A 21073-nucleotide genomic window follows, 5' to 3' on the forward strand; every position below is an offset into this window, starting at 1 on the left:
CCCTAAGTACAACTATACTAACTTAAATTTATTTTATCATAAAATTTCTATTTCCCTTGCATAAAAAAGATAGTACGTTTGGTGTTAAACGTACTATCTTTGATATATTATGTCTTTTAAATCAAACGCTTTGTCTGTGATACCTAACCTTTGAGCAGGAGTAAGTTCTTTTCCTTCGGCTGATTTATAGGTTTCGCAAAAGTTGTAGTATGTCCTTAGAATCGTCAATGCGTATTGAGCATATTTTGGATTAAAATTGGCATAAATATAACTCTTTCCGTCTCCTCTGGCTGTCATCAATGGTCTTTCAAGAATTGACAACCTTCTACGGATTTGTTGGATAAAGCTATTAGTAGCATTGTCATTCACATTCATTACCATCTTCGCAATTTCCCTTGGTTCAAGAGAAGATAAATCAGTTGTACAATCGACATTGTGAAATCCTTTATCTCTCGATGCTAATGGATGTGTTATTGGATTTTTAGCCCAATCGTTATAAGAGTGTGTTGGTGTTTTGATTTCATTATGAAACTGATGCGTTTCAAATAGCTCTTTTAAATATGAATATGCTAATTTACGCAAGTTTTTCGTTTCGTATCCTCTGTGAAATCCCCAATCCAATAAATCGGATTTAGCATCATCAAACTCTTCTAAACATTGTTTTCTGCTTTTGTTCTTATCAAGCAAACAAAGGAAGTGGTGTGCATCAGACATTCTCACTTCTTTAGAAAACACTCTAAAAAAGGCGGTCATTATAGAAGCATCATTATCGCTAATCATTCTCCATTCACCAGCTTGTACCATTTGTTTAATCAGCCAAAAGTGTGCCATTGTCGTGTAGGTAGGATTAACGTGAAGTCCATCAACATACTGCATTCGTTTTTTAAACTCGTTAAGTTCCGTTCGATATTCGTGATTGGTTTGTGTATCGTTCGGTGTTGGTTCTTGAGGATAATAGGAAAAATCTAAACGATTATTCTTCTTGCTAAAATCATTTAGATGGTCTTCTTTATAAACCGCAGTATCGAGCTTCAAGTCCTCTACTGTCATTTCCCAATCATACGCAACATCTGACCTAAAAACGTATCGTGAATTTGTATCCGCAGAAACAACCACATAGGTCTGTACTTGGCTATCTTCTAAACCGAAATACTTTTGACCACCTTGACCTTTCTTGCGAACATTATTTAGGTTGTAGTGCATTTTATCGGTGTTTAACCACATTTCTTTGAATGAGGTATTAGCCAATGGTGTTGTTTCATATTTCTCCAAGAATTCCAGACAACATCGGTATAACCATTCTAATTTATGATAGTAAGTGCCGATACCGATTTCTAAAATATCACAAGTTCGACTGATTGGCATTTTGTTTAAAAGTAATTTCGCAAACATCGGAAGAATATCATTCTTCTTTTGACGGTAGGTGGTGGATTGTCGTTTGTTTGGAAGAATACTTGTCTTTTTCTTACATATTTTACATTGCCATCGTTGAGCATTATTCAATGTCTTTCCTTGTTTATAGAACTCGCTTGGCGTTTCAAAAGGAGTTAGATGAACAACAATACAGTTTTCCTTATGGAAGTTATATTCGGGCTCAACATCTTGGGTATTGTTGATACGCACAAGTCTGGAAATCTCTTCTGCAACAGACCAATTCGAAATAGCTGTTGAATAACAATTCAAAGTCATACCACTACTTGGGTGGATAGGGTCTGGATTACACACAAGCATTTTCTTACTGCTTTTACCACTCAACTTGTATCTTGACGGCTTACCTTTGACTGATTCAAACTTCACTTGTTCTTGACCGCACCATTTACAGAAAGGATTTGTACAGAAATTGTATTGTATTTTATGTGTATTTCCATTCCAAGTAAATTCAATTGGGAGAAACAACATATGATTATAGCGGAAAGCGAATTTCTTGTCCGAAAGGAGTTTATATTGTTCCTTTCTATCATTCAATTCTTCTTCATTAACAGGGTTATGAATAACAACGATGCCATCTTCTTTTGTAACCAATCGTTGTAATTTAGCCAAGTTTTTGTCCCTCCATTACATCCTCTAACCCCATTTTTCGTAGCATTCTTTTGTTGTTACGTATGCCATCGACCCACTTTAGAAACTCTTCATCTTTAAGAAGGTTTTTTAAGAACAAATCTACTACTTCGCTCTCGCTGTATTCGCAGTATTCCGCATAGTTTTTCACTATTTCTCGAACTTGTTCAGATATTAGCCAATCCACCTTATCAGCATTATTATTCTTAGGTTTAATAAATTGCACGATATTTTTCACTCCTTTTAAAAAGTAGTCCAATTAACATAGAAAATAACACCTATTTTAACACCTCTATTTTCACCTTGACAATAGTTATTGTCACTCCATTATTTAGTATGCGATTTCTTATGCTAATTTATACATCTTTTAACAGAAAACGTTATTGTATCAACAAATATAAAAGACCAAATCACTATGCGATTTGGTCTTAGAATTAATATGCTATTTCTACTGTTTCTCCACAAAAACTGAACTACTTAGATTTAATTGGAAGCCTCTTTTCTTCATTATCAAGCTTTACTGTACTCTCATAGCCAAATCTCCAGTTTTTGCCCAGCCGACACGAAGAATGACGAAATAAAGAGGGAGCGTAATGACAATTGGAAGCACCATGCCTACTGCAATGTAGATTAAGAACCCGTGCAATCCTTGTGTTGCCATAATGCTAATTGGAGCTATTAAGGAGTTCAACCCTAATCCAGCTAATTCATATGTTGCTGTAAATCCAAACCCTAGTGTGGCAATTGGTGCACAAATTACAGCTGCTACAAAAGGCGGAATGATTAATAGTGGATTTTTCACAAGGTTCGGAAACTGTACTTTTGGTGTAATGATCGATTGTGCAAGAAATCCTCCTAAATCATTTTGACGAATAGACATTGCTGTAAAGCCGACAAATTGTACGGTACAACCAATTAATGCTGCTGCACTAGAAATAGGATCCATTTGCAATGCAATTGCTAACGCTGCTGACGATGCTGGAGTCATTAAAAGAACGCTCCATACTAAGGAAATAATCATTGGTGCTGCTAATGGATAGCCTTGAACCGAATTAGTAATTTGTGCACTAATCCATTCCAACATTGGCGTTGTTACTGTCGCTAATCCTACTCCTGCAATTCCTCCGACTAAGATCGCTGCTGCAGGTATAGCTACCATATCTAGAATAGTCTTTCCATTGACTTTTTTACCAACATATGTTGCGACAACTGCCGCCAGTACTGCACTGATTGGTTGCCCAGATACTAAAACCATCCCAGCGTCGGTTGCATGTAGGGCATTTCCTCCAATCGTGCTACATACCATTGCACTGAAAATAACTAAAGTATTGCCGCCTAACTGATAAGCAATCCCTGCTCCAAATGCAGGTGCAAGCAATACCTTTGCTACGCTCCCGATCTGGATTAATACATCCCAGCCAAATGCTTTACCGATCGATTCTAACAACAATCCCATTCCCAATGTTACTAGTACTGCATTAGACATTCCTGCTGAGGCTTTATACATTTGCTCCATAAAATATTCTTTATTCTTCATCATTCTCTTCTCCTCTATTAGAAAAATAATTATATATAAACAAAAAAACCTGTCCAATTTTTTGGATAGGCACCTTCAATCCTTACAAACTGTTTAGTGCCTTGTTTTTAAGTAGCAAAAACTGGACTAAACAATTCCCGATTTATTAAAGAGGGATCATTTAATCCTAAGAGCATAATATGAGTATAATAATCAGTAATGTATTTGCTTTGATTTTCATAATATGCTCCTCCTAAACCGTTTAATTAGTGTGTAGTTATAATATCACCAATATTCTGAATATGTAAATAATTATTTTATTTCAGAATATAATGAAGCGTTATCATAAAAATCATAATGTAAAATTCTTTTTCTCTTTTAGGAGAAATTGATAATTATTTCAAAAAAAACAAAATCGATATGAAGGCTATAATGCCTATTTTTTTAATAATTGAAGTTTTGTCAGATTATTTAACAAAAAAAATAAGAGTGGCGAACCACTCTTAGATAATTTCTGTATTCTTTGTTTCTTTTCCGAAAAACAGCACTACTGCAGCACCAATTAAAACAGCAATACAAAAAATAGTAAAGATAGAAGGAATCGATATGTTTTGAGCTGTCAAATAAGGAACTAATAGAGGTCCTAAGATTCCTCCCACTCTTCCAACGGCTGCTGCCATTCCTGCACCTGTTCCGCGAACTTTCGTAGAATATTGTTCCGGTGTATAAGCATAAAGAGCCCCCCATGCTCCTAAATTGAAGAAGGATAAAAGAATTCCTGACGTAAGTAACATCGCTGTACTATCTGCCAGCCCAAACATAAACGCACTTCCTGCTGTACCAACTAAAAATAAAACGAGTACAAATTTTCTTCCTGCCTTTTCAATTAAATAGGCTGCAACTGCATATCCTGGTAATTGTGCCAATGTCATAATTAACACATACTCAAAACTCTTAATCATACTAAAACCTTGTGAAACCATCACACTTGGAAGCCATAGAAACATTCCGTAATAAGAGAATACTACACAGAACCATAATACCCATAAGGTCGCCGTTTGCTTCCGATTTTCCTTTGACCATACCGCCTGCATACTTTCCTTAATTGTTAACTTCTTTTCCTTTTCTACTTTTAAAAATTTCGGTGAATCTGGTAAATGCAGACGTAAATAAATCGCATAGAATGCTGGAATGACACTAATTAATAGTGCAGCTTGCCAGCCATAGTTTGGAATGACAAAATACGATATTACTGCTGCGAGTAACCAGCCAAAAGCCCAAAAACTTTCAAGTAATACAACTACTCTTCCGCGCTTCTCCTTTGGAACGCTTTCCGAAACAAGTGTCGATGCTACTGGCAACTCCCCACCAAGTCCCATTCCAATAAAGAATCGCAGAATCAAAAAGATGGTCAAGGAAGTCGTGAATGCGGACAATCCACTACCAATAGAAAATAATAATAATGTCATCATAAATACATGTTTTCTTCCGATTCTATCTGCCATTAATCCAAAAACAAGCGCACCGACTGCCATTCCAATGGAATTCATGCTACCGATCCAGCCCATTTCTTTTCCTGTTAATCCCCAATCTGCTTGGAGTGCAGTAATAATAAAAGAGAGCATTCCGACATCCATTGCATCGAACATCCACCCCAGTCCTGCAATACCAAGGACTTTTCTATTTGATATTTCTTTTTTCATTATTTTCCTCCCGTTTTTCCCTTTAGGTTTTCCCTTATTTAACCTATTTATGAAAACTATCTACTATAATAACACTTGTCATGACATCTATCATTACTTTTTGTAAATATTTATTAATTACACAGATAATTTAAACCCGAATAGGAAAAGCACTGATGTTTCTTCGAAAAGGAAAGATTTTTTACGGTGGTAAATAGTGGACACTTTTCATAAATACAGCCAAAACACAGCTAATGAAAGCGCAATTATACCCATTGTCTATATTTTTGAAAATTTTCCTAAAAAATATGATGTTTTTCCCTTTACATTCTTCCAAATAAGCATAAAATGATTGTTATGTTTGCTACTTTTAAATGTAAAGGGGAGTTTTAACTGTTGAGTATTTCAACAAATAAAATACAAAATCAGTCTCTTTTTAATATATCTTGGCCATTGTTTATTGAACTTGCTTTACACATGGGGATGGGAGTTACTGCTACATTAATGCTAAGCCATTATTCAGACGGCGCAGCTGCAGGTGTTGGGGTTGCCAATCAGCTACTTGGCATATTTATCCTTGTCTTTAATGTAACATCTATTGCTGCTATGATTCTGATTGGACAAAAACTAGGAGCCAATGAGCTTAGCAAAGCAAGAAGGTTTGCTCGCTCTGCAGTTGGACTAAATTTCTGGTTTGGAATCATTATCGCAGCCCTCGTTCTTGTCTTCGGTGAACATTTATTACAACTATTTGATATACGCGGTGAAGTGTTAGAATACGGCTTACTCTTTGTTCGTATATGTGGCGCGTCTCTCTTCTTAGAATCTCTCTCACTCGCGCTTAGTGCTATATTAAGAAGCCACGGTTTTACAAAAGAATCCATGATTGTCAGTGTTTTGATGAATGTGATAAGTGTGTTAGGCTATGCCATTAGCATTCTAGGTATTTTTGGTTTGCCTATAACAGGAGTTGTTGGCGTTTCTTGGACCATTGTAATTGCTAGAGCATTTGCAGTTCTTGTGTTGCTTTATCTTGTTTACAAACGAATTGCTCTAACTTTTAATGTTAGAGATTTTATAAAAGTGAATAAACAGGATATCCGTGACATGCTATATATCGGAATTCCTTCCGCTGGTGAAAATTTATCGTATCAATTTTCTCAATTAATGATCACTGCAATTGTTGCTTCACTTGGTGATGCTTCCTTAGCGGCAAGAGTATATATTAGTAATATCTCGATGATCTGCTACTTATTCACTTTAGCTATTGCTGAGGGTACACAGCTCCTTGTTGCTCGCTATATCGGCGGAAAGCAGTTTGATCTTGCTTTGAAACGAGGAATTAAAACACTAAGACTTGCGATGATGGTTTCATTAGCTGCAGCACTAGTAATGGCATTTATCGGCCAACCGATTTTAGAGATATTTACAGATAACTATGAAATTATTGCAATAGGCTTGCCTATTTTATGGGCAGTTGTATTTACAGAGCCTGGAAGAGCAATGAATATTGTATTAATGAGTTCCTTAAAGTCTTCTGGTGATGTCCGTTTCCCAGTAATAATCGGAATTATTTCTATGTGGGGAATCGCCGTAACACTCAGCTACGCATTAGGAATTACATTAGGATTAGGCTTACTCGGAATTTGGCTTGCTCAAGGAATGGATGAATGGTTCAGAGGCATCTTTGCCTTTAGACGATGGAAATCAAAGCCTTGGGAACGAGAGAAGGTTAATCGTGCGATGAAGGAGCATGCATAAAGTATTTTTTCATAAGGTCTATGTAAAAGAGTTCTTTTACATAGACCTTTTTTGGTTTGGCTGATAAATTGTGTTTTTCGCGAATGCCTTAAATGTTTTCGTGAATTTACCTTCCCCGACTTTTTCCCCAATTTTGAAAAAAATTTAATCAGATATTGAAAAGCGCTTTCATACCGTTTATAATACAACTAAACCGGTTTACTAAATCGTTTTATGAGAGGTGAGATAAATATGTCTGATATATATATCCCTTTAAATTCCTTTTTCGCTGAAAAAATAACCATGAAAGAATTGCTGCAGGCGATTTCCATAGTTGGAAAATCAAAAGCGTCAGGAATAGAAATTAGAAGAGAATTATTAAAGGAAGAAGATTTGTTATCCGTCTTGCGAAATATACAACCTATTCTTCATAAAGCTAATTTAACTACCGTTTACTCAGCTCCCATGCCAGTATGGAATAGTGAAGGCTTAGTAAACGAACAGGGACTTCATGATATTTTTGAAGAGAGTAACTGTCTCGCAGCAAAATGGGTAAAGCTTCCATTGGGACATTATCAGGAGAAGAAATCTGATCTGCAAGCATTAGAGAAAATCCTGAAAAAATACCCTACCATCTCTTTATTAGTGGAAAATGATCAAACGATGGAAGGTGGGAAAATACAGCCGTTAGCATCCTTTTTTGAAAACACTTCCAAATTTGAAACACCAGTGAAAATGACGTTCGATATAGGTAATTGGACTATTCAAAAGGAAGATGCTTATGAAGCTTTTCAAATTTTCCAACCCTATATTTTCTATTTCCATTTAAAACATGTATATAAGCAGGATAATCTTTTTTTTACCGTGCCCTTACCACTTGATCAAAATACTTATTGGCGTAAGATGGAGCATTGGATTCCATCCTCCATTCCGAGAGCATTAGAGTTTTCCTTGGAAAAATCTATAGCGGAATTAAATAAATATATAGATATTGTTCAAGCAAATCAGGGGAGGGAAAAATCACATGCAAGCAATTGATGTTATTACATTCGGTGAAGCAATGGCTATGTTTATTGCCGATTCCTGTGGTCCATTACATGAGATAAATCATTTTACGATGGAGCTTGCAGGGGCGGAAACAAACGTAGCAATAGGCTTAGCTAAATTAGGGTACAACGCAAGCTTTGTAAGTAAAGTTGGGGCAGATGCCTTTGGCAAATTTATTACGAAGAAGCTCCAGGAGCACCATGTTCAGGTAGATCAAATCTTGACAGATATTCATTTTCCAACAGGCTTTCAATTAAAATCACGTGTAACAGAAGGAGATCCCGAAGTTCAATATTTTCGAAAAGGTTCTGCCGCGAGCCATCTATCTATTTCAGACTTTAATGAGCGCTACTTCCAAAGGGCAAAACACCTGCATATGACAGGTATTCCATTAGCGCTTTCTTCTGATACTAGAAATTTTGCCCAACATGCGTTAACCTTTTTTAAAAGCCAAGCTAAAAAAGTCTCTTTTGATCCAAACCTAAGACCAAAGCTATGGAATTCCGAAAAGGAAATGGTTGATACCATTAATCTCTTCGCTAAACAAGCTAACTACGTGTTACCTGGATTAGAAGAAGGCATTAAACTAACTGGATTTAAAGCGCCTAGTGATATCGCCTCCTATTATTTAGATGCTGGAGTGGAATTAGTTATCATAAAGCTTGGGGAGCAGGGCGCCTATTTTAAATCACTGCAAGAAGAAGGCACTATACATGGCTACCCAGTTGAAAATGTGATCGATACCGTTGGAGCAGGTGATGGATTTGCAGTTGGAGTGATTAGCGGTATATTAGAAGGCCTTCCTGTAGAGAAGTCTGTACAACGAGGAAATGCAATTGGTGCTTTAGCTGTTCAATCACTTGGTGACAATACTGGATATCCAGATAAGCAAGAGCTTATTCATTATTTAAACAATCAATCTCAAAGGAGTGTAAGAATATGAATACCCTTTCAAAAAAAAGATGGATTCGCCTTATCCCGATTGTTTTTATTACCTATAGCTTAGCCTATTTAGACAGAGCCAATTATAGCTTTGGGGCTGCAGGTGGCCTAGCTGAGGATTTAAACATTACTGCAGCAACCTCTTCCCTGCTTGGTGCATTATTCTTTTTAGGTTATTTCTTTTTTCAAATTCCAGGGGCTCATTACGCAGAGAATCAGAGTGCGAAAAAACTCGTTTTCTGGGCGTTAATCCTTTGGGGCTTCTTAGCAACAGCAACTGGCCTTATTTCAAATGTCAAAATACTATTCGTTATACGTTTTAGCTTAGGTGTAGTTGAGAGTGCCGTTATGCCTGCCATGTTAGTATTCTTAAGTCATTGGTTTACAAAAGCAGAACGTTCTCGCGCAAATACGTTTTTAATCTTAGGAAATCCAGCAACTGTATTATGGATGAGTATCGTCTCTGGCTATATTCTTGAATCGCTAGGTTGGAGATGGATGTTTATTCTAGAAGGTTTACCTGCAGTTATATGGGCATTTTTATGGTGGAAGCTAGTTAATGATCATCCCAAAGATGCAAAATGGCTTAACCAAGACGAAAAAGCAGCCATTAATCAAGCATTGTTAGAAGAACAAAAGGAACTGAAACCTGTTAAGGACTATCGAGAAGCATTTAAATCAAAAACGGTAATTCTGCTTAGCCTTCAATATGCCCTTTGGAGTATAGGCGTATATGGCTTTGTTATGTGGCTTCCTACTATTATTAATTCTGCACCAAATGCAAGTATTGTTACAACTGGTTGGCTTGCTTCCATCCCTTATGTTTTAGCCTGTGTTCTTATGTTAACGGTTTCTTACTTCTCTGATAAATATCAAAATCGTAAACTATTTGTTTATCCGTTTCTATTGATTGGAGCCATTTGCTTCTATGGATCTTATTTGATTGGCACAAGTAATTTCTGGTTATCCTTTGTTCTTCTTTCCATTGCTGGGGGAGCAATGTATGCCCCTTATGGTCCGTTCTTTGCGATTATTCCAGAAATACTTCCTAGAAATGTCTCTGGTGGTGCCATGGCATTGATTAACAGTATGGGAGCATTAGGTTCTTTTGCTGGAGCATACATTGTTGGCTATTTAAATGATTTAACAGGTGGTTTTGGAGCTTCCTATAATTTCATGGCTATTGCCCTACTATTGTCGGCTATTTTAACAATCATTGCGACAAAGAAAGAAAAGAATATCATAGAGAAGAAACCAGAATTAACTCATCGACCATTACACGACTAATTTTAAGCGTTTTCCTCTTTCACTTTCCATGTACTTATAGATTGCTTTATACTAGAAAAAGAATCTATTAATGTAGTGAGAGAGGAAAACATATGGCGAAAGTAACCATGGCAGATGTAGCAAAATATGCTGGTGTTTCCAAGAGCACCGTTTCCCAATATATCAATAAACGTTATGAGTACATGGGAGAAGACACAAGAGAAAAAATTAAGCGTGCAATTGAAGAATTAGGTTATCATCCAAATTATATCGCACGTAGTCTTAAACAAAAGAAGACGTCTATGATTGGGATTATTGTTGCTGATATTGTCCACCGTTTCTCTACCGAAATCTGCCGGTCGATAGAAGATTATTGCTTCGAGCATGACTATCAGGCGATTATCTGTAATGCTGACAATAATCCTACGAAGGAAAGAACGTATATAGAAACCTTGCTTGCAAAACAGGTGGACGGTCTTATTATTTTTCCGACAGGGCAAAACACCGATATTTACGCAAGGATGATAGAAGAAGACTATCCAGTTGTATTTATGGACAGAGACATACCGGAAATTGACGCACCCTTTATTCTTTCAACAAACGTTGATTCTAGCTTTCAAGCTATCCAGTTATTTTTGGAAAATGGGCACAAGAATATTGCTATTTTGACGCAGCCATTAACCATTTCTACAAGAAAGGAAAGAATTGAAGGGTATAAGAAAGCTTTGCAAGCATACTCAATCGACATTCGTGAGGACTATATCATCAGCTCTGAAATAGCAAAGGTGAAGACAGCATTGTCCCAGCTTTTTCAGAATGAGAATCCACCGACTGCCATCCTAGCTGGAAATGATTTAGTGTTCTTAGAGACTTTAGCTTTTTTACAGGAAAATCACCTTCGCGTACCTGAAGATGTTTCCCTTATAGTATTTGATAATTTTCCTTTTGCTCATCTTTCCAATCCTCCTGTGACTATCATTGCTCAGCCAGCTTTTGATATGGGAAAAAAGGCAACCGAGGTACTTTTAAGGAAAATTAATAAGGAACCCTATAAGAAAGAAAAAATTATTTATCCATGTGAATTGATTGTAAGACAATCCTCGATCAAAAAGATTTAACAATATTGGGAATAGTGAAGCGTTCCTACAGGTTCAAAGAGTAGAACAACGCTTCTTTCCGGCAACAAATGTTCAATAAAAATTTTTACCTATTTACTAAATCGGTTTAGCAACGAAGGAAAGGACTGTTCATACAAATGAAAATTCAATTGGCTTTAGATCGATTAACTATTCCTGAAGCAATACGGTTAACCCATTTAGTAGAATCTCATATTGATTGGATTGAAGTAGGAACCTCTCTAATCAAAGAGTTTGGAATGGATAGCGTTCGAGAAATGAAAAAAGCATTTCCTCATAAAACAATCCTTGCTGACACAAAAACAATGGATAATGCGAAATATGAAGCGGAGATTAGCTTTTCAGCTGGTGCAGATATTATCACTGTTATGGGAACTGCCCCAATTGTGACGATTAAAACCTGTATGGAAATGGCTAGAAGATACCAAAAACGAGTGATGATTGATTTATTAAATACTTCAAGTGAACAGCAGAAGTCTCTTCTCGCGATAGAGGATGCTATTTTTTGCCTACACATAAGCAAGGATGAACAAGAATTGAATGGCAAAAATGAGTGGCAAAAAAGCCAAATTCCAGCAGATTTTCTAACTCCTTCCCACACCATTGCAGCAGCAGGAGGAATAACACTAGATTCCTTTTCACAGCTTCTAACAAGTGGTATCAATATCGCCATTATTGGTTCTGCCATTACCAAAGCTTCAAAACCAGCAGACGCAGCAAAACAATTTAACCAACTAGCAAAAGGAGGCGTTTTTATCAATGAGTAAGCTTACTGCTATTCAACAAGAAATCCAAACCGTTTTATCACAAGTCGATGAGAACTTATTAATAGATGCAGCAAATTTAGTAAGAGGGAAAAAGAGAATTTTTGTTGTCGGAGAAGGAAGATCCGGCTTAATGGCCAAATCCTTTGCGATGAGATTGATGCACTTAGGAGCAACTGTTTATGTAGTTGGCGAGACCATTACCCCTTCTATTTCCAATGAAGATTTATTAATCGCTATCTCTGGTTCTGGCAAAACAAAATCTGTTATATGGACGGCTGAAACAGCTAATAAACAAGGTTGCGGTGTTTTAGCCCTAACAACAGATCTTAGCTCTCCGCTAGTGGAAGAAGCAACTGATACAATCTGTATTCCTGCAAGTACAAAATATCGGAAGGCAACAGAGACGAAATCCATACAGCCCCTTGGTTCTTTATTTGATCAATGTGCCCATATTGTATTTGATACTATTTGTCTCAACTTTGCTGAGCTAAATGAGATTGGGTTTGAGCAAGCCTTTAAGCAGCATAGTAATATGGAATAACTAGTTTGTATTTTTGGAAAGAAGGAAGACTACAGCTCATTCTGTAGTCTTCCTTCTTTTCCTCTAGACATCAAGTACAGTCGATTCCCGAACAATAAACTTCGGTTCAAAAATATGTTTCCCTTGATTTTTATTTCGCTCATTAATTTTCTTAAGGTGCATGCGGGCACACGCTCTCCCATTTCCATTAATGGTTGCTTGGTGGAATAAACAACGGAGACAAAATACTTACAGCCCCTTGGTTCTTTGTTTGACCAGTGCGTGCATATTGTATTTGATACAATTTGTCTCAACTTTGCTGAGCTAAATGTGATTGGGGCTTGAGGTAGCCTTTAAGCAGCATAGTTATATGGAATAACAACTTGTTTTAATTAAAAAATAAGTATTACTAGAGTGAATACACTCATAGAAGCGTTTCACACGTAACTAGTAAAAAACACATGTTCTTCCCTTTTCGTTTTTTTGCTTTTTTCTTGCTAAAACTTCTATTGCATCTTTTCATATACATTCTGGGATGTATTATCCTACCAAATTTCAGGTCAAATAATAAGGACGATTACTAATTTGGTGATTAAGAACTATATTGAGAATAGATTAAATCCCTTTTGTTTAAGGTTATATAACTCTTAAACAACGGAATTTATTTCTATTAGTCACTTATTCCATGTAAACTACTTCATATCCGCCTACTGAAATTTCAATCAAGGAGATTCCTATAGTTACTATTTAAGTTTCTTTAATTCCATTGCTTAATAATTCTATGAACTTAACTTTCAAATTGAAGTGATAAAGAGTTCCTACTTTCTTCATCTTTAAATAATGAATATAGGATAGAATTTGCGGAAGGTAAAGCAGCATCAGAAACAACTCTTTTTCCCGAAGAAGCCTCAAGACCACTTGCAGTTTTATTTAAAAAAATAAAACCATCTTCTTTTAATATTTTCACATTGCGTTGTACACTAGATTTACTCCACATTGTAGGATTCATATTAGGAGCCAAAAATATTGGTTTGTTATAGTTTAGAACACATGCAGAAAGTAAGTCATCTGCCATTCCATTGGCGATTTTCGCTAAAAAATTTGCCGTGGTTGGGAGAATCAAGAATTTATCAATATCTTCTAAAAGATTAACATGAGGAACTCGTATATCTTTCATATCAAATAGTGATGTATGTACAGATTCCACTAAAGGTCTTAAACCATTTGGATTAATAAATTTTGTAGCAGCTCTTGTCATAATTATTTTAATATCATAACTTTCCTTAAACACATTAAGATAATGAAAAATATTTAGACTAGCAATGGTACCAGTCATTCCTAATAATAATTTCTTCTTTTTTTCACCCATAAATTAAGTCCTCCTCAACTAAATCTAGATATTTTTTTATGTTCTTTTTTATAGGTGGACAAGGAGTTTTATTAGCTTCAATTCTTTCTAGGGGACATGCATTGCCTTGACAAGAAGGCCTAAAGTAACACTTTGTGCATGAAGAATCTTCATTTGCACCACCAGTTATCCATAACGCTAATCTCTCGTTATAAATTTTCATTTCTCCATTTTCACAAAGGTCTCCAACATGATTTGCTGGGTTATTAAAAGCTACTGTGCATTTATAAACCATTCCATCCGAACCAATTACAAAAGAATTTGGATCTGATGCATAACACTCAGAGCCACCAGGCTGTAAGTTACTCTTATAAAAGTTGAAATTAAATCCTTTTTCCTTAGCCATATGATAGTATTGAAACAAATCTTTTGTATCGCATAAATGAATATTAGAATTATCTTCGCCTTTTAAATTACTAATGGCTACAAAATGAAGCAAAAATCTATCATCATTCATAAAATTATCACTAATAAATTCAATATATTCAGACATAATATCGTGAGTTTCTTGGCTAACATTACTTCTTAAAATTATATTAAAACCCACATAGTTTGAGTTTTTAATATTTATTAAGTTATTAATTATCGTATCAAATGTTTTTTCACCATTTCTCCCAATTCTAGATTTATCATGGGTTTCAGCTAGTCCATCTAAAGTTATTTGATAAGACCTAACATTTAGTGATAAAAGTTCTTTGAATACATCCATAGTTAACTTTGAACCATTAGTTGTTATTCCAGCAGAATATTCCACATTATGTTCTTTACAGATTTTCATTATTCTTTTTGATAAATTTTTAACTACTTCAAAGGAAATAAGTGGTTCCCCACCGAACCAAGAAATAAGTAAACGGTTATATTTGGATATATTCTTCTCTATATATTGAACTAAATTTTCTTGAACTTCATTTACCATTTCTGATTTTTCAAAATCTTCATAACAATAAACACAGCGGAAATTGCAGTCTTCATTAGGCATTACAATAAGATTTAATGTCCTGTCTTCGCTCAGAGAAGTACTTTTTGAAAACGCAGCCATTCTAAATTCATCTATATCATTTTTGACTAAGAAATATTGATCGCTTAAAAAATCGACTATGTCATTTTTTTCGTTAATAGAAATTTCCTTCTGTTGTAATATGCTTTTTACCTTATCTTTATCTAATTTATTGAATTTCACTATTTTTCCAGTATAACTATTATAAAGTTTCAAGTAGTTTTCCTTGTTTACTAAAACATTAAAGCGTGAAGGCTTTAGCTTTAAATTTTTAATTTTATTTAATTGATTGGAATCTCTATTAAACATATCGATACTCTCCTAAGAAGTAGCCAGAGGATTAGATATCCTTATCTAATCCTCTGGCTTGAATATTTATGTATTAGCAGAAAACATTAACTGTAACATCCTTTTCAGCCATTTATAACACCACCTTCCATTTATTTTTTTTACCACAAAAATTATTTTAACGCTAATATAATTTTTTGTCGATTAAAAATAAGAATTGTTAAAAAACTTTTGACATTCAATTTTTTTATCGTTAAAATTTATTTAATGATGAGGAGGCGTAAATAAATGGGGAAAAATTTTTATCTATTACTGTTAGGCAGGATTATAAATAACATTGGGGATAGTCTGTATGCTGTGGCAGCAATGTTATTAGTGTATGACTTATCAAATAATACTTTTTATACCGGTCTTGCTGGATTTTTGACATTAGGAACACAAGTGTTTCAATTTTTATTCGGTCCACTAGTGGATAGAATAAATCATTATTGGATTTTGGTAGTTACACAAATCATTCAGTTTGTATTGTTAGGCATAATTCCACTCTTATATTATTTCGATTCATTGGGTGTAGCGGTAGTTTTGGTTTCGATGCCTATTATTTCTTTGGTACAACAAATTGTATATCCTACTCAGACAGCAATAGTTTCTAAGGTAGTTGATGAAGATAATTTAATCAAAGCCAATTCATATATGAATTCAGCTTATCAGACTCTTGACATTATATTGACAGGGGTATCTGGGATAATCATTTCATTTTTAGGAGTTATTTCTATTTATTGGATAGATGCAGGAACCTTTGCTCTAACTGCATTAATTTACTCATTACTAAAAATTGAAAAAAGAAACAAAAACAAGAATTCGAATGATAGGATAATGTTCAAAGAGACTAGGTCTCAATATAAAGGAGATTTAAAAGAAGGATATCTTTCTGTGAAAAATAGTATTATTCCAAAATTTTTATTAGCATCTATTGTAGCAAACTTTATGATAGGATCTCTAACTGCTGTATTGCCGGAGTATTCAATTTCAAGGGGGGGAGAGCATTTTTACGGATTATATTTAGGTAGTCTTTCAGCAGGGTTATTATTAGGATCCTTATTAGCAAATGTCTTTAAAAAGCATCCACTTGGGTATTTTACCATAATTAGTTTTTTTCTTTCTGGATTAGCATGGATAGCATCAGGAGTTATTTCTAATAATGTTATATCTATTGTTCTATTTGGATGTTGTTATATCTCAATTGGAATAACCAATGTCATATTTATTGCTACATTACAAAAAATTATACCGCAAAATTTCATAGGCCGAGTATTTTCTTTAATTGCTAGTTTAACCGGAATTGCAGCACCGTTAGGATCCTTATTTGGAGGATCACTTTCATTAATATTAGGTAGTCATATGGTATTTTTAAGTGGAGGAATTGGTTTGGTTTTTGTTTCGGTGTTTTGGATTAGTGTTCCAAGTTTAAGAAAATTGCCAAATTCTTCAAAGATGAAATCAAAGGAATATTTTAATGTCACCGCATAGAAATAAAGGAGATATCTTACTATAAATGATATAAAAACAAGAACAAGGTGTAGTTTTCCCCTTGTTCTTATTCAACATAAGACATGATTATATAATTTGCAGTAAGTTTTTCAAAATCCTTATCACCTTTATTTCTATTTTTAATTAAATTACGAATGTTCTCGTTAATTTCTTTCCATTCTTTTTTAGTCAGTTCAGCGGTCAAAAACGTAGCTTCTGAATTAGGTGACTCAATAGAATTAATTAAATCCGAATGAATTCTTTCAATTGCTCCTTCGGTAAAAGCGTGAAGTTGCTGTATAATTAATTCTCTATTTTCGGATGCTTCTGATCCAGTCAAATTATATTCGTCCATTATATCAGGTATATTGGCTCTATAATATTTTTGTATTAAATTATTTACTTGCTCTTCACGAACCACTTGTAAAAATCCTAATTTCTCCAATTGATTAACATGATAATATAGTCTAGACGGTTTTTCGTTTAACTGTTCAGCAATTTCTTTTATCGTTTTTTCTTCCCTTTGGATAGATCTGATAATACGTATCTTATGATAATTAAATAGAACTTTGGAAACGCTTGACTTTTCTTTATCATTCATACAGTTTAATCTCCAATATTAATAATAATCACACTAAAATTTTTTTCTCGTTAAATTCTCACTTAATGATACAGTACATAAAATTAAAAATCAAACCTATAAATTATAGAGATTAAAAAACTCGATCTAATGTACTATTATACGCATTCAAATTCAACAAAAGGAAAAAAATTCTATTTTAGGTTAATTTTCCTTTGTCTTATCGGTTGTCTTTTATAAAACAAGAAGTATTTTCATGTGTATCCTCACACATGCTCTTTTGAATAGCTTATCTGCCGTTTTTATCATCAAAGAATCATTAGGTGCCGAGGTAACAACCCTTTTATTGTCTCTATTGTTATTTGCACTTGCTAAAACATACTATAAAAAATCTCTTTAGTGTTCACTTGCTATTCTTCAAGTTTAGTCGATTCTCGAACAATGAGCTTCGGTTCAAAAATATGTTTCCCTTGATCTTTATTTCGTTCATTAATTTTTTTAAGAAGCATGCGAGCACATGCCTCCCCCATTTCCATTAACGGCTGTTTAATCGTTGTGATTTTAGGAGAAGAAATTCTATCTAAAAAAACACCATCAAATCCAGTTACAACATAATCTTCTGGGACGCTTTTTCCTCTCTTCTGTATCGCGCGAATTACACCTGTAGCAATGCGATCAGAAGCGCAAACAAATCCGAATTGCCCGTTGTTCTTGGATAAGAAATCGGCCACCTCTGCCTCTGCTTCTCTTGAGCTGTTTTTTACTCGAATAATTGCCCCTTCTGCATTTATTTCGGAGATTGCTTCTAAATAACCAGCCTCTCGAAGTTGTTCAAAGGGCTCTTCCTCGTCAATTCCAATAAAAACAAGCTGTTTATATCCTAATTCTAAAATATGCTTAGTCGTAACATAGGTACCTTTTTTGTTGTCTACATCGACAAAATCGTATCCATGCAAATTTTCTCCAAATAAGACAACAGGAATCGTTAATTTTCCGATAAAAGAATAATCGGATTCCCGCATTCCTGTGACAATAATTCCATCGCATTTTCCTATGTTAAGCGACGTCCTTGTTACAAGCTGCAAGGAATAATGATTCTTGTCCAGTTCTCGGCTCATTCCAGTTAATAAATTCATGTAATAAGGTTCAACCGTATCCATTTCTTCTAAAATCAACAATTTTATCACTTGTGTTCGATTATTAACCAATGCTCTAGCTGCATAATTTGGGACATAATTTAATTCCTGCATCGCTTTATATACTAGTTGTTTTAATTCGTCTGTTACTTGCTCTGGATGGTTTAATACTCTTGATACTGTCATTTTAGAGACATTTGCTTTCTTTGCCACATCTGAAAGTGTTGCCAAAGGAACTCCCCCAGTATTTATATAATTTGGGTCGCACACAAATAGTAAGCGACTAACCATTCTAACTATCCTCTTCATTTATTCTATAACAATAATTCTACACATAAACTAGAAGTGGAGATATAACCTAAACTTTTTTGCAAATTTGCTTGATAAAAAAAGAAAATGAGTTGATAATAGAGGAGTGCAAACGTTTTCCTTTTATCCTTTTATATTATAATTGTTTTTTGCTCGATACTCAACTTCTAAATAATGCAAACGCTTGCGTAGAAAGGAAGATTTTATGTTAAAAGAAGCTATTTATCATCGACCTGGCAATAATTTTTCTTATATTTATAAAGGTGACATCATCCACATCCGCTTGCAGACAAAAAAATCGGATATTGATTCTGTTCAGCTTATTTTTGGAGACCCTTACATTTTTGTGAATCAGGCTTGGCAATATGAAAAGGCATTGATGAAAAAAAGTGGGAGTACAGAGCTTTATGATTATTGGTTTATCGAAATAAAACCTGAATACCGCCGCTTGCGTTATGGATTTGAACTTCAATCTAATGAGGAGACACTTATCTATACAGAAAAGGGATTTTACGAAGAAATTCCGACTGACGACACTGCCTATTATTTTTGTATTCCTTATGTGCATAAAGAAGATTCTTTTAACGCTCCAGACTGGGTAAGAGATACGGTTTGGTATCAAATTTTCCCAGAACGCTTTGCTAACGGGGATCCAGCACTAAACCCTTCTGACACATTAGAGTGGGGAAGCAATGAGCCAACACCAACAAATTTCTTTGGCGGCGACTTTCAAGGTGTTATCGATCATGTAGATTACCTTGTCGATTTAGGCATTAACGGTGTTTATTTTACGCCCATCTTCAAGGCTTACTCCAATCACAAATATGACACGATTGACTATATGGAAATCGATCCACAATTTGGAGACAAACAAACGTTTCAAAAAATGGTAGATATTCTACATGATAATGGAATTCGGATTATGTTAGATGCTGTATTTAATCACAGTGGCTATTTCTTTCCTCAATGGCAGGATGTCATGGAAAAAGGAGAAGCATCTGCTTATAAAGATTGGTTCCATATTCGTGAGTTTCCAATTCAAACAGCACCAATTCCAAACTATGATACTTTTGCCTTTACCCCATTTATGCCGAAACTAAACACAAGCCATCCAGAAGTTAAGGAATATTTACTAGAGGTTGGTCGCTATTGGGTAAGAGAATTTGGTATCGATGGCTGGAGGCTAGACGTTGCAAACGAAGTGGATCATCATTTTTGGAGAGATTTCCGAACAGAAGTAAAAGCGTTGAACCCAGATGTTTATATCCTTGGCGAAATATGGCATGACTCCATGCCTTGGCTACAAGGGGACCAATTTGATGCAGTAATGAACTATCCGTTTACAACAGGTGCAGTAAATTTCTTTGCGAAGGATTCGATTACTTCTACAGCGTTTAAACATACGATTACCAATGTGCTTCATATGTACCCAAACAGTGTAAACGAAGTATCCTTTAACCTATTAGACAGTCATGATACCCCTCGTATTTTGACACTTGCAAATGATCGAAAAGATAAAGTAAAGTTACTCTATTTATTCCTATTATCTTTCACTGGAACACCTTGTATCTACTATGGGGATGAAATAGGAATGGATGGGACACAGGATCCAGGATGTAGAAAATGTATGGTGTGGGAAAAAGAAAGGCAGGATCTTGATTTATTCGCTCATATCCAAAAATTAATTAACTTTCGTAAAACCCATCCTGCATTTGGAAACAAAGGCACGTTTACTTTTATTGAGGCAGATAACGATATTGTGATGTACCAAAAAACATATAATGATGAGCACATTATTTTCTCTATTAATAATACCGATCACGAACAAACTTTTACGATTCCAGTAAAGGATATTGATAATAAAAATGTTCACGATCTGTATCTTGATAAAGAAATTATTTGGAATTTAGAAAAAGAACTAACACTTTCTCCAGGTGGATTTTCGATTTTGCAGTTTAAGACTTCTGATTAATATACAAGAAAGCCGTTTCGGAAAGCGAGACTTTGGAGCACTATTAAAGGTCTCGCTTTTTTGTTTTTTGTTTTTTGTTTTGTTTATCCTATGAGCGCCTCTTTTTCTGTTTTCCCTGCTACTATTGGTTTTCATCCGCCTTATGAACACCATTTTTTCTGCTTCTCCCGCTACTTTCG

General features: G+C 34.9%; 17 protein-coding genes. 9 read left to right on the forward strand and 8 right to left on the reverse strand.

What is annotated here, in order from left to right:
* Positions 1 to 93: 93 nt before the first annotated feature.
* The 4 genes from RTL21_RS14600 to RTL21_RS14615 all read right to left on the reverse strand — a co-directional run bounded on the left by RTL21_RS14600 (position 94) and on the right by RTL21_RS14615 (position 5277).
* A complete protein-coding gene (locus RTL21_RS14600) occupies positions 94 to 2040 on the reverse strand; it encodes an insertion element protein (protein ID WP_312096712.1) in 1947 nt (648 codons plus the stop codon).
* A complete protein-coding gene (locus RTL21_RS14605; RefSeq protein WP_312096714.1) occupies positions 2033 to 2284 on the reverse strand; it encodes a hypothetical protein in 252 nt (83 codons plus the stop codon). Before RTL21_RS14605 ends, RTL21_RS14600 begins: the two co-directional genes overlap by 8 nt.
* A 291-nt stretch (positions 2285 to 2575) precedes the next feature.
* Positions 2576 to 3595: a PTS sugar transporter subunit IIC gene (locus RTL21_RS14610; RefSeq protein WP_312096715.1), complete on the reverse strand. Its 1020-nt coding sequence runs from the start codon at positions 3593 to 3595 to the stop codon at positions 2576 to 2578.
* Positions 3596 to 4077: 482 nt separating this feature from the next.
* Complete coding sequence (locus tag RTL21_RS14615) at positions 4078 to 5277, reverse strand: MFS transporter (RefSeq protein ID WP_312096716.1); 1200 nt, start codon at positions 5275 to 5277, stop codon at positions 4078 to 4080.
* 375 nt (positions 5278 to 5652) lie between these two features.
* Between RTL21_RS14615 and RTL21_RS14620 the strand changes: the two genes are divergently transcribed.
* From RTL21_RS14620 to hxlB, 7 genes are all read left to right on the forward strand, one after another.
* On the forward strand, positions 5653 to 7017 hold the full coding sequence (locus RTL21_RS14620) for an MATE family efflux transporter (RefSeq protein ID WP_312096717.1): 1365 nt from the start codon (positions 5653 to 5655) through the stop codon (positions 7015 to 7017).
* 231 nt (positions 7018 to 7248) lie between these two features.
* The gene (locus RTL21_RS14625) at positions 7249 to 8034 is read left to right on the forward strand and encodes a hypothetical protein (protein WP_312096719.1); all 786 of its coding nucleotides are present in this window, start codon (positions 7249 to 7251) and stop codon (positions 8032 to 8034) included.
* Positions 8021 to 8986, forward strand: a complete 966-nt coding sequence (locus RTL21_RS14630) for a sugar kinase (protein ID WP_312096720.1) — start codon at positions 8021 to 8023, stop codon at positions 8984 to 8986. The genes RTL21_RS14625 and RTL21_RS14630 overlap by 14 nt, the downstream gene beginning before the upstream one ends.
* A complete protein-coding gene (locus tag RTL21_RS14635) occupies positions 8983 to 10272 on the forward strand; it encodes an MFS transporter (protein WP_312096721.1) in 1290 nt (429 codons plus the stop codon). The genes RTL21_RS14630 and RTL21_RS14635 overlap by 4 nt, the downstream gene beginning before the upstream one ends.
* Positions 10273 to 10364: 92 nt before the next feature.
* Positions 10365 to 11369, forward strand: a complete 1005-nt coding sequence (locus RTL21_RS14640; RefSeq protein WP_312096722.1) for a LacI family DNA-binding transcriptional regulator — start codon at positions 10365 to 10367, stop codon at positions 11367 to 11369.
* 137 nt (positions 11370 to 11506) lie between these two features.
* A complete protein-coding gene (hxlA, locus tag RTL21_RS14645) occupies positions 11507 to 12154 on the forward strand; it encodes a 3-hexulose-6-phosphate synthase (RefSeq protein WP_312096723.1) in 648 nt (215 codons plus the stop codon).
* A complete protein-coding gene (gene hxlB / locus RTL21_RS14650; RefSeq protein WP_312096724.1) occupies positions 12147 to 12695 on the forward strand; it encodes a 6-phospho-3-hexuloisomerase in 549 nt (182 codons plus the stop codon). Before hxlA ends, hxlB begins: the two co-directional genes overlap by 8 nt.
* A 766-nt stretch (positions 12696 to 13461) precedes the next feature.
* On the opposite strand, the gene RTL21_RS14655 is transcribed toward hxlB, so the two are convergent.
* A complete protein-coding gene (locus RTL21_RS14655) occupies positions 13462 to 14043 on the reverse strand; it encodes a flavoprotein (protein WP_312096725.1) in 582 nt (193 codons plus the stop codon).
* Positions 14036 to 15388, reverse strand: a complete 1353-nt coding sequence (locus tag RTL21_RS14660; RefSeq protein WP_312096727.1) for a radical SAM/SPASM domain-containing protein — start codon at positions 15386 to 15388, stop codon at positions 14036 to 14038. Before RTL21_RS14660 ends, RTL21_RS14655 begins: the two co-directional genes overlap by 8 nt.
* 267 nt (positions 15389 to 15655) lie before the next feature.
* Here RTL21_RS14660 and RTL21_RS14665 point away from each other — a divergent pair, with 267 nt between their 5' ends.
* Positions 15656 to 16897: an MFS transporter gene (locus RTL21_RS14665; RefSeq protein WP_312096728.1), complete on the forward strand. Its 1242-nt coding sequence runs from the start codon at positions 15656 to 15658 to the stop codon at positions 16895 to 16897.
* Between the two features lie 67 nt (positions 16898 to 16964).
* Here RTL21_RS14665 and RTL21_RS14670 read toward each other — a convergent pair whose 3' ends face one another.
* Entirely contained in the window at positions 16965 to 17498 is a 534-nt protein-coding gene (locus RTL21_RS14670; RefSeq protein WP_312096729.1) for a winged helix-turn-helix domain-containing protein, read from the reverse strand.
* 389 nt (positions 17499 to 17887) lie between these two features.
* A complete protein-coding gene (locus RTL21_RS14675) occupies positions 17888 to 18844 on the reverse strand; it encodes a LacI family DNA-binding transcriptional regulator (RefSeq protein WP_312096730.1) in 957 nt (318 codons plus the stop codon).
* A 283-nt stretch (positions 18845 to 19127) separates the two neighbouring features.
* On the opposite strand from RTL21_RS14675, the gene RTL21_RS14680 reads away from it, so the two are divergent.
* Positions 19128 to 20894: a glycoside hydrolase family 13 protein gene (locus tag RTL21_RS14680; protein WP_312096731.1), complete on the forward strand. Its 1767-nt coding sequence runs from the start codon at positions 19128 to 19130 to the stop codon at positions 20892 to 20894.
* Positions 20895 to 21073: the final 179 nt, after the last annotated feature.

This window comes from Niallia sp. (assembly GCF_031978665.1).
In the GTDB taxonomy this organism is placed as follows: domain Bacteria; phylum Bacillota; class Bacilli; order Bacillales; family Cytobacillaceae; genus Niallia.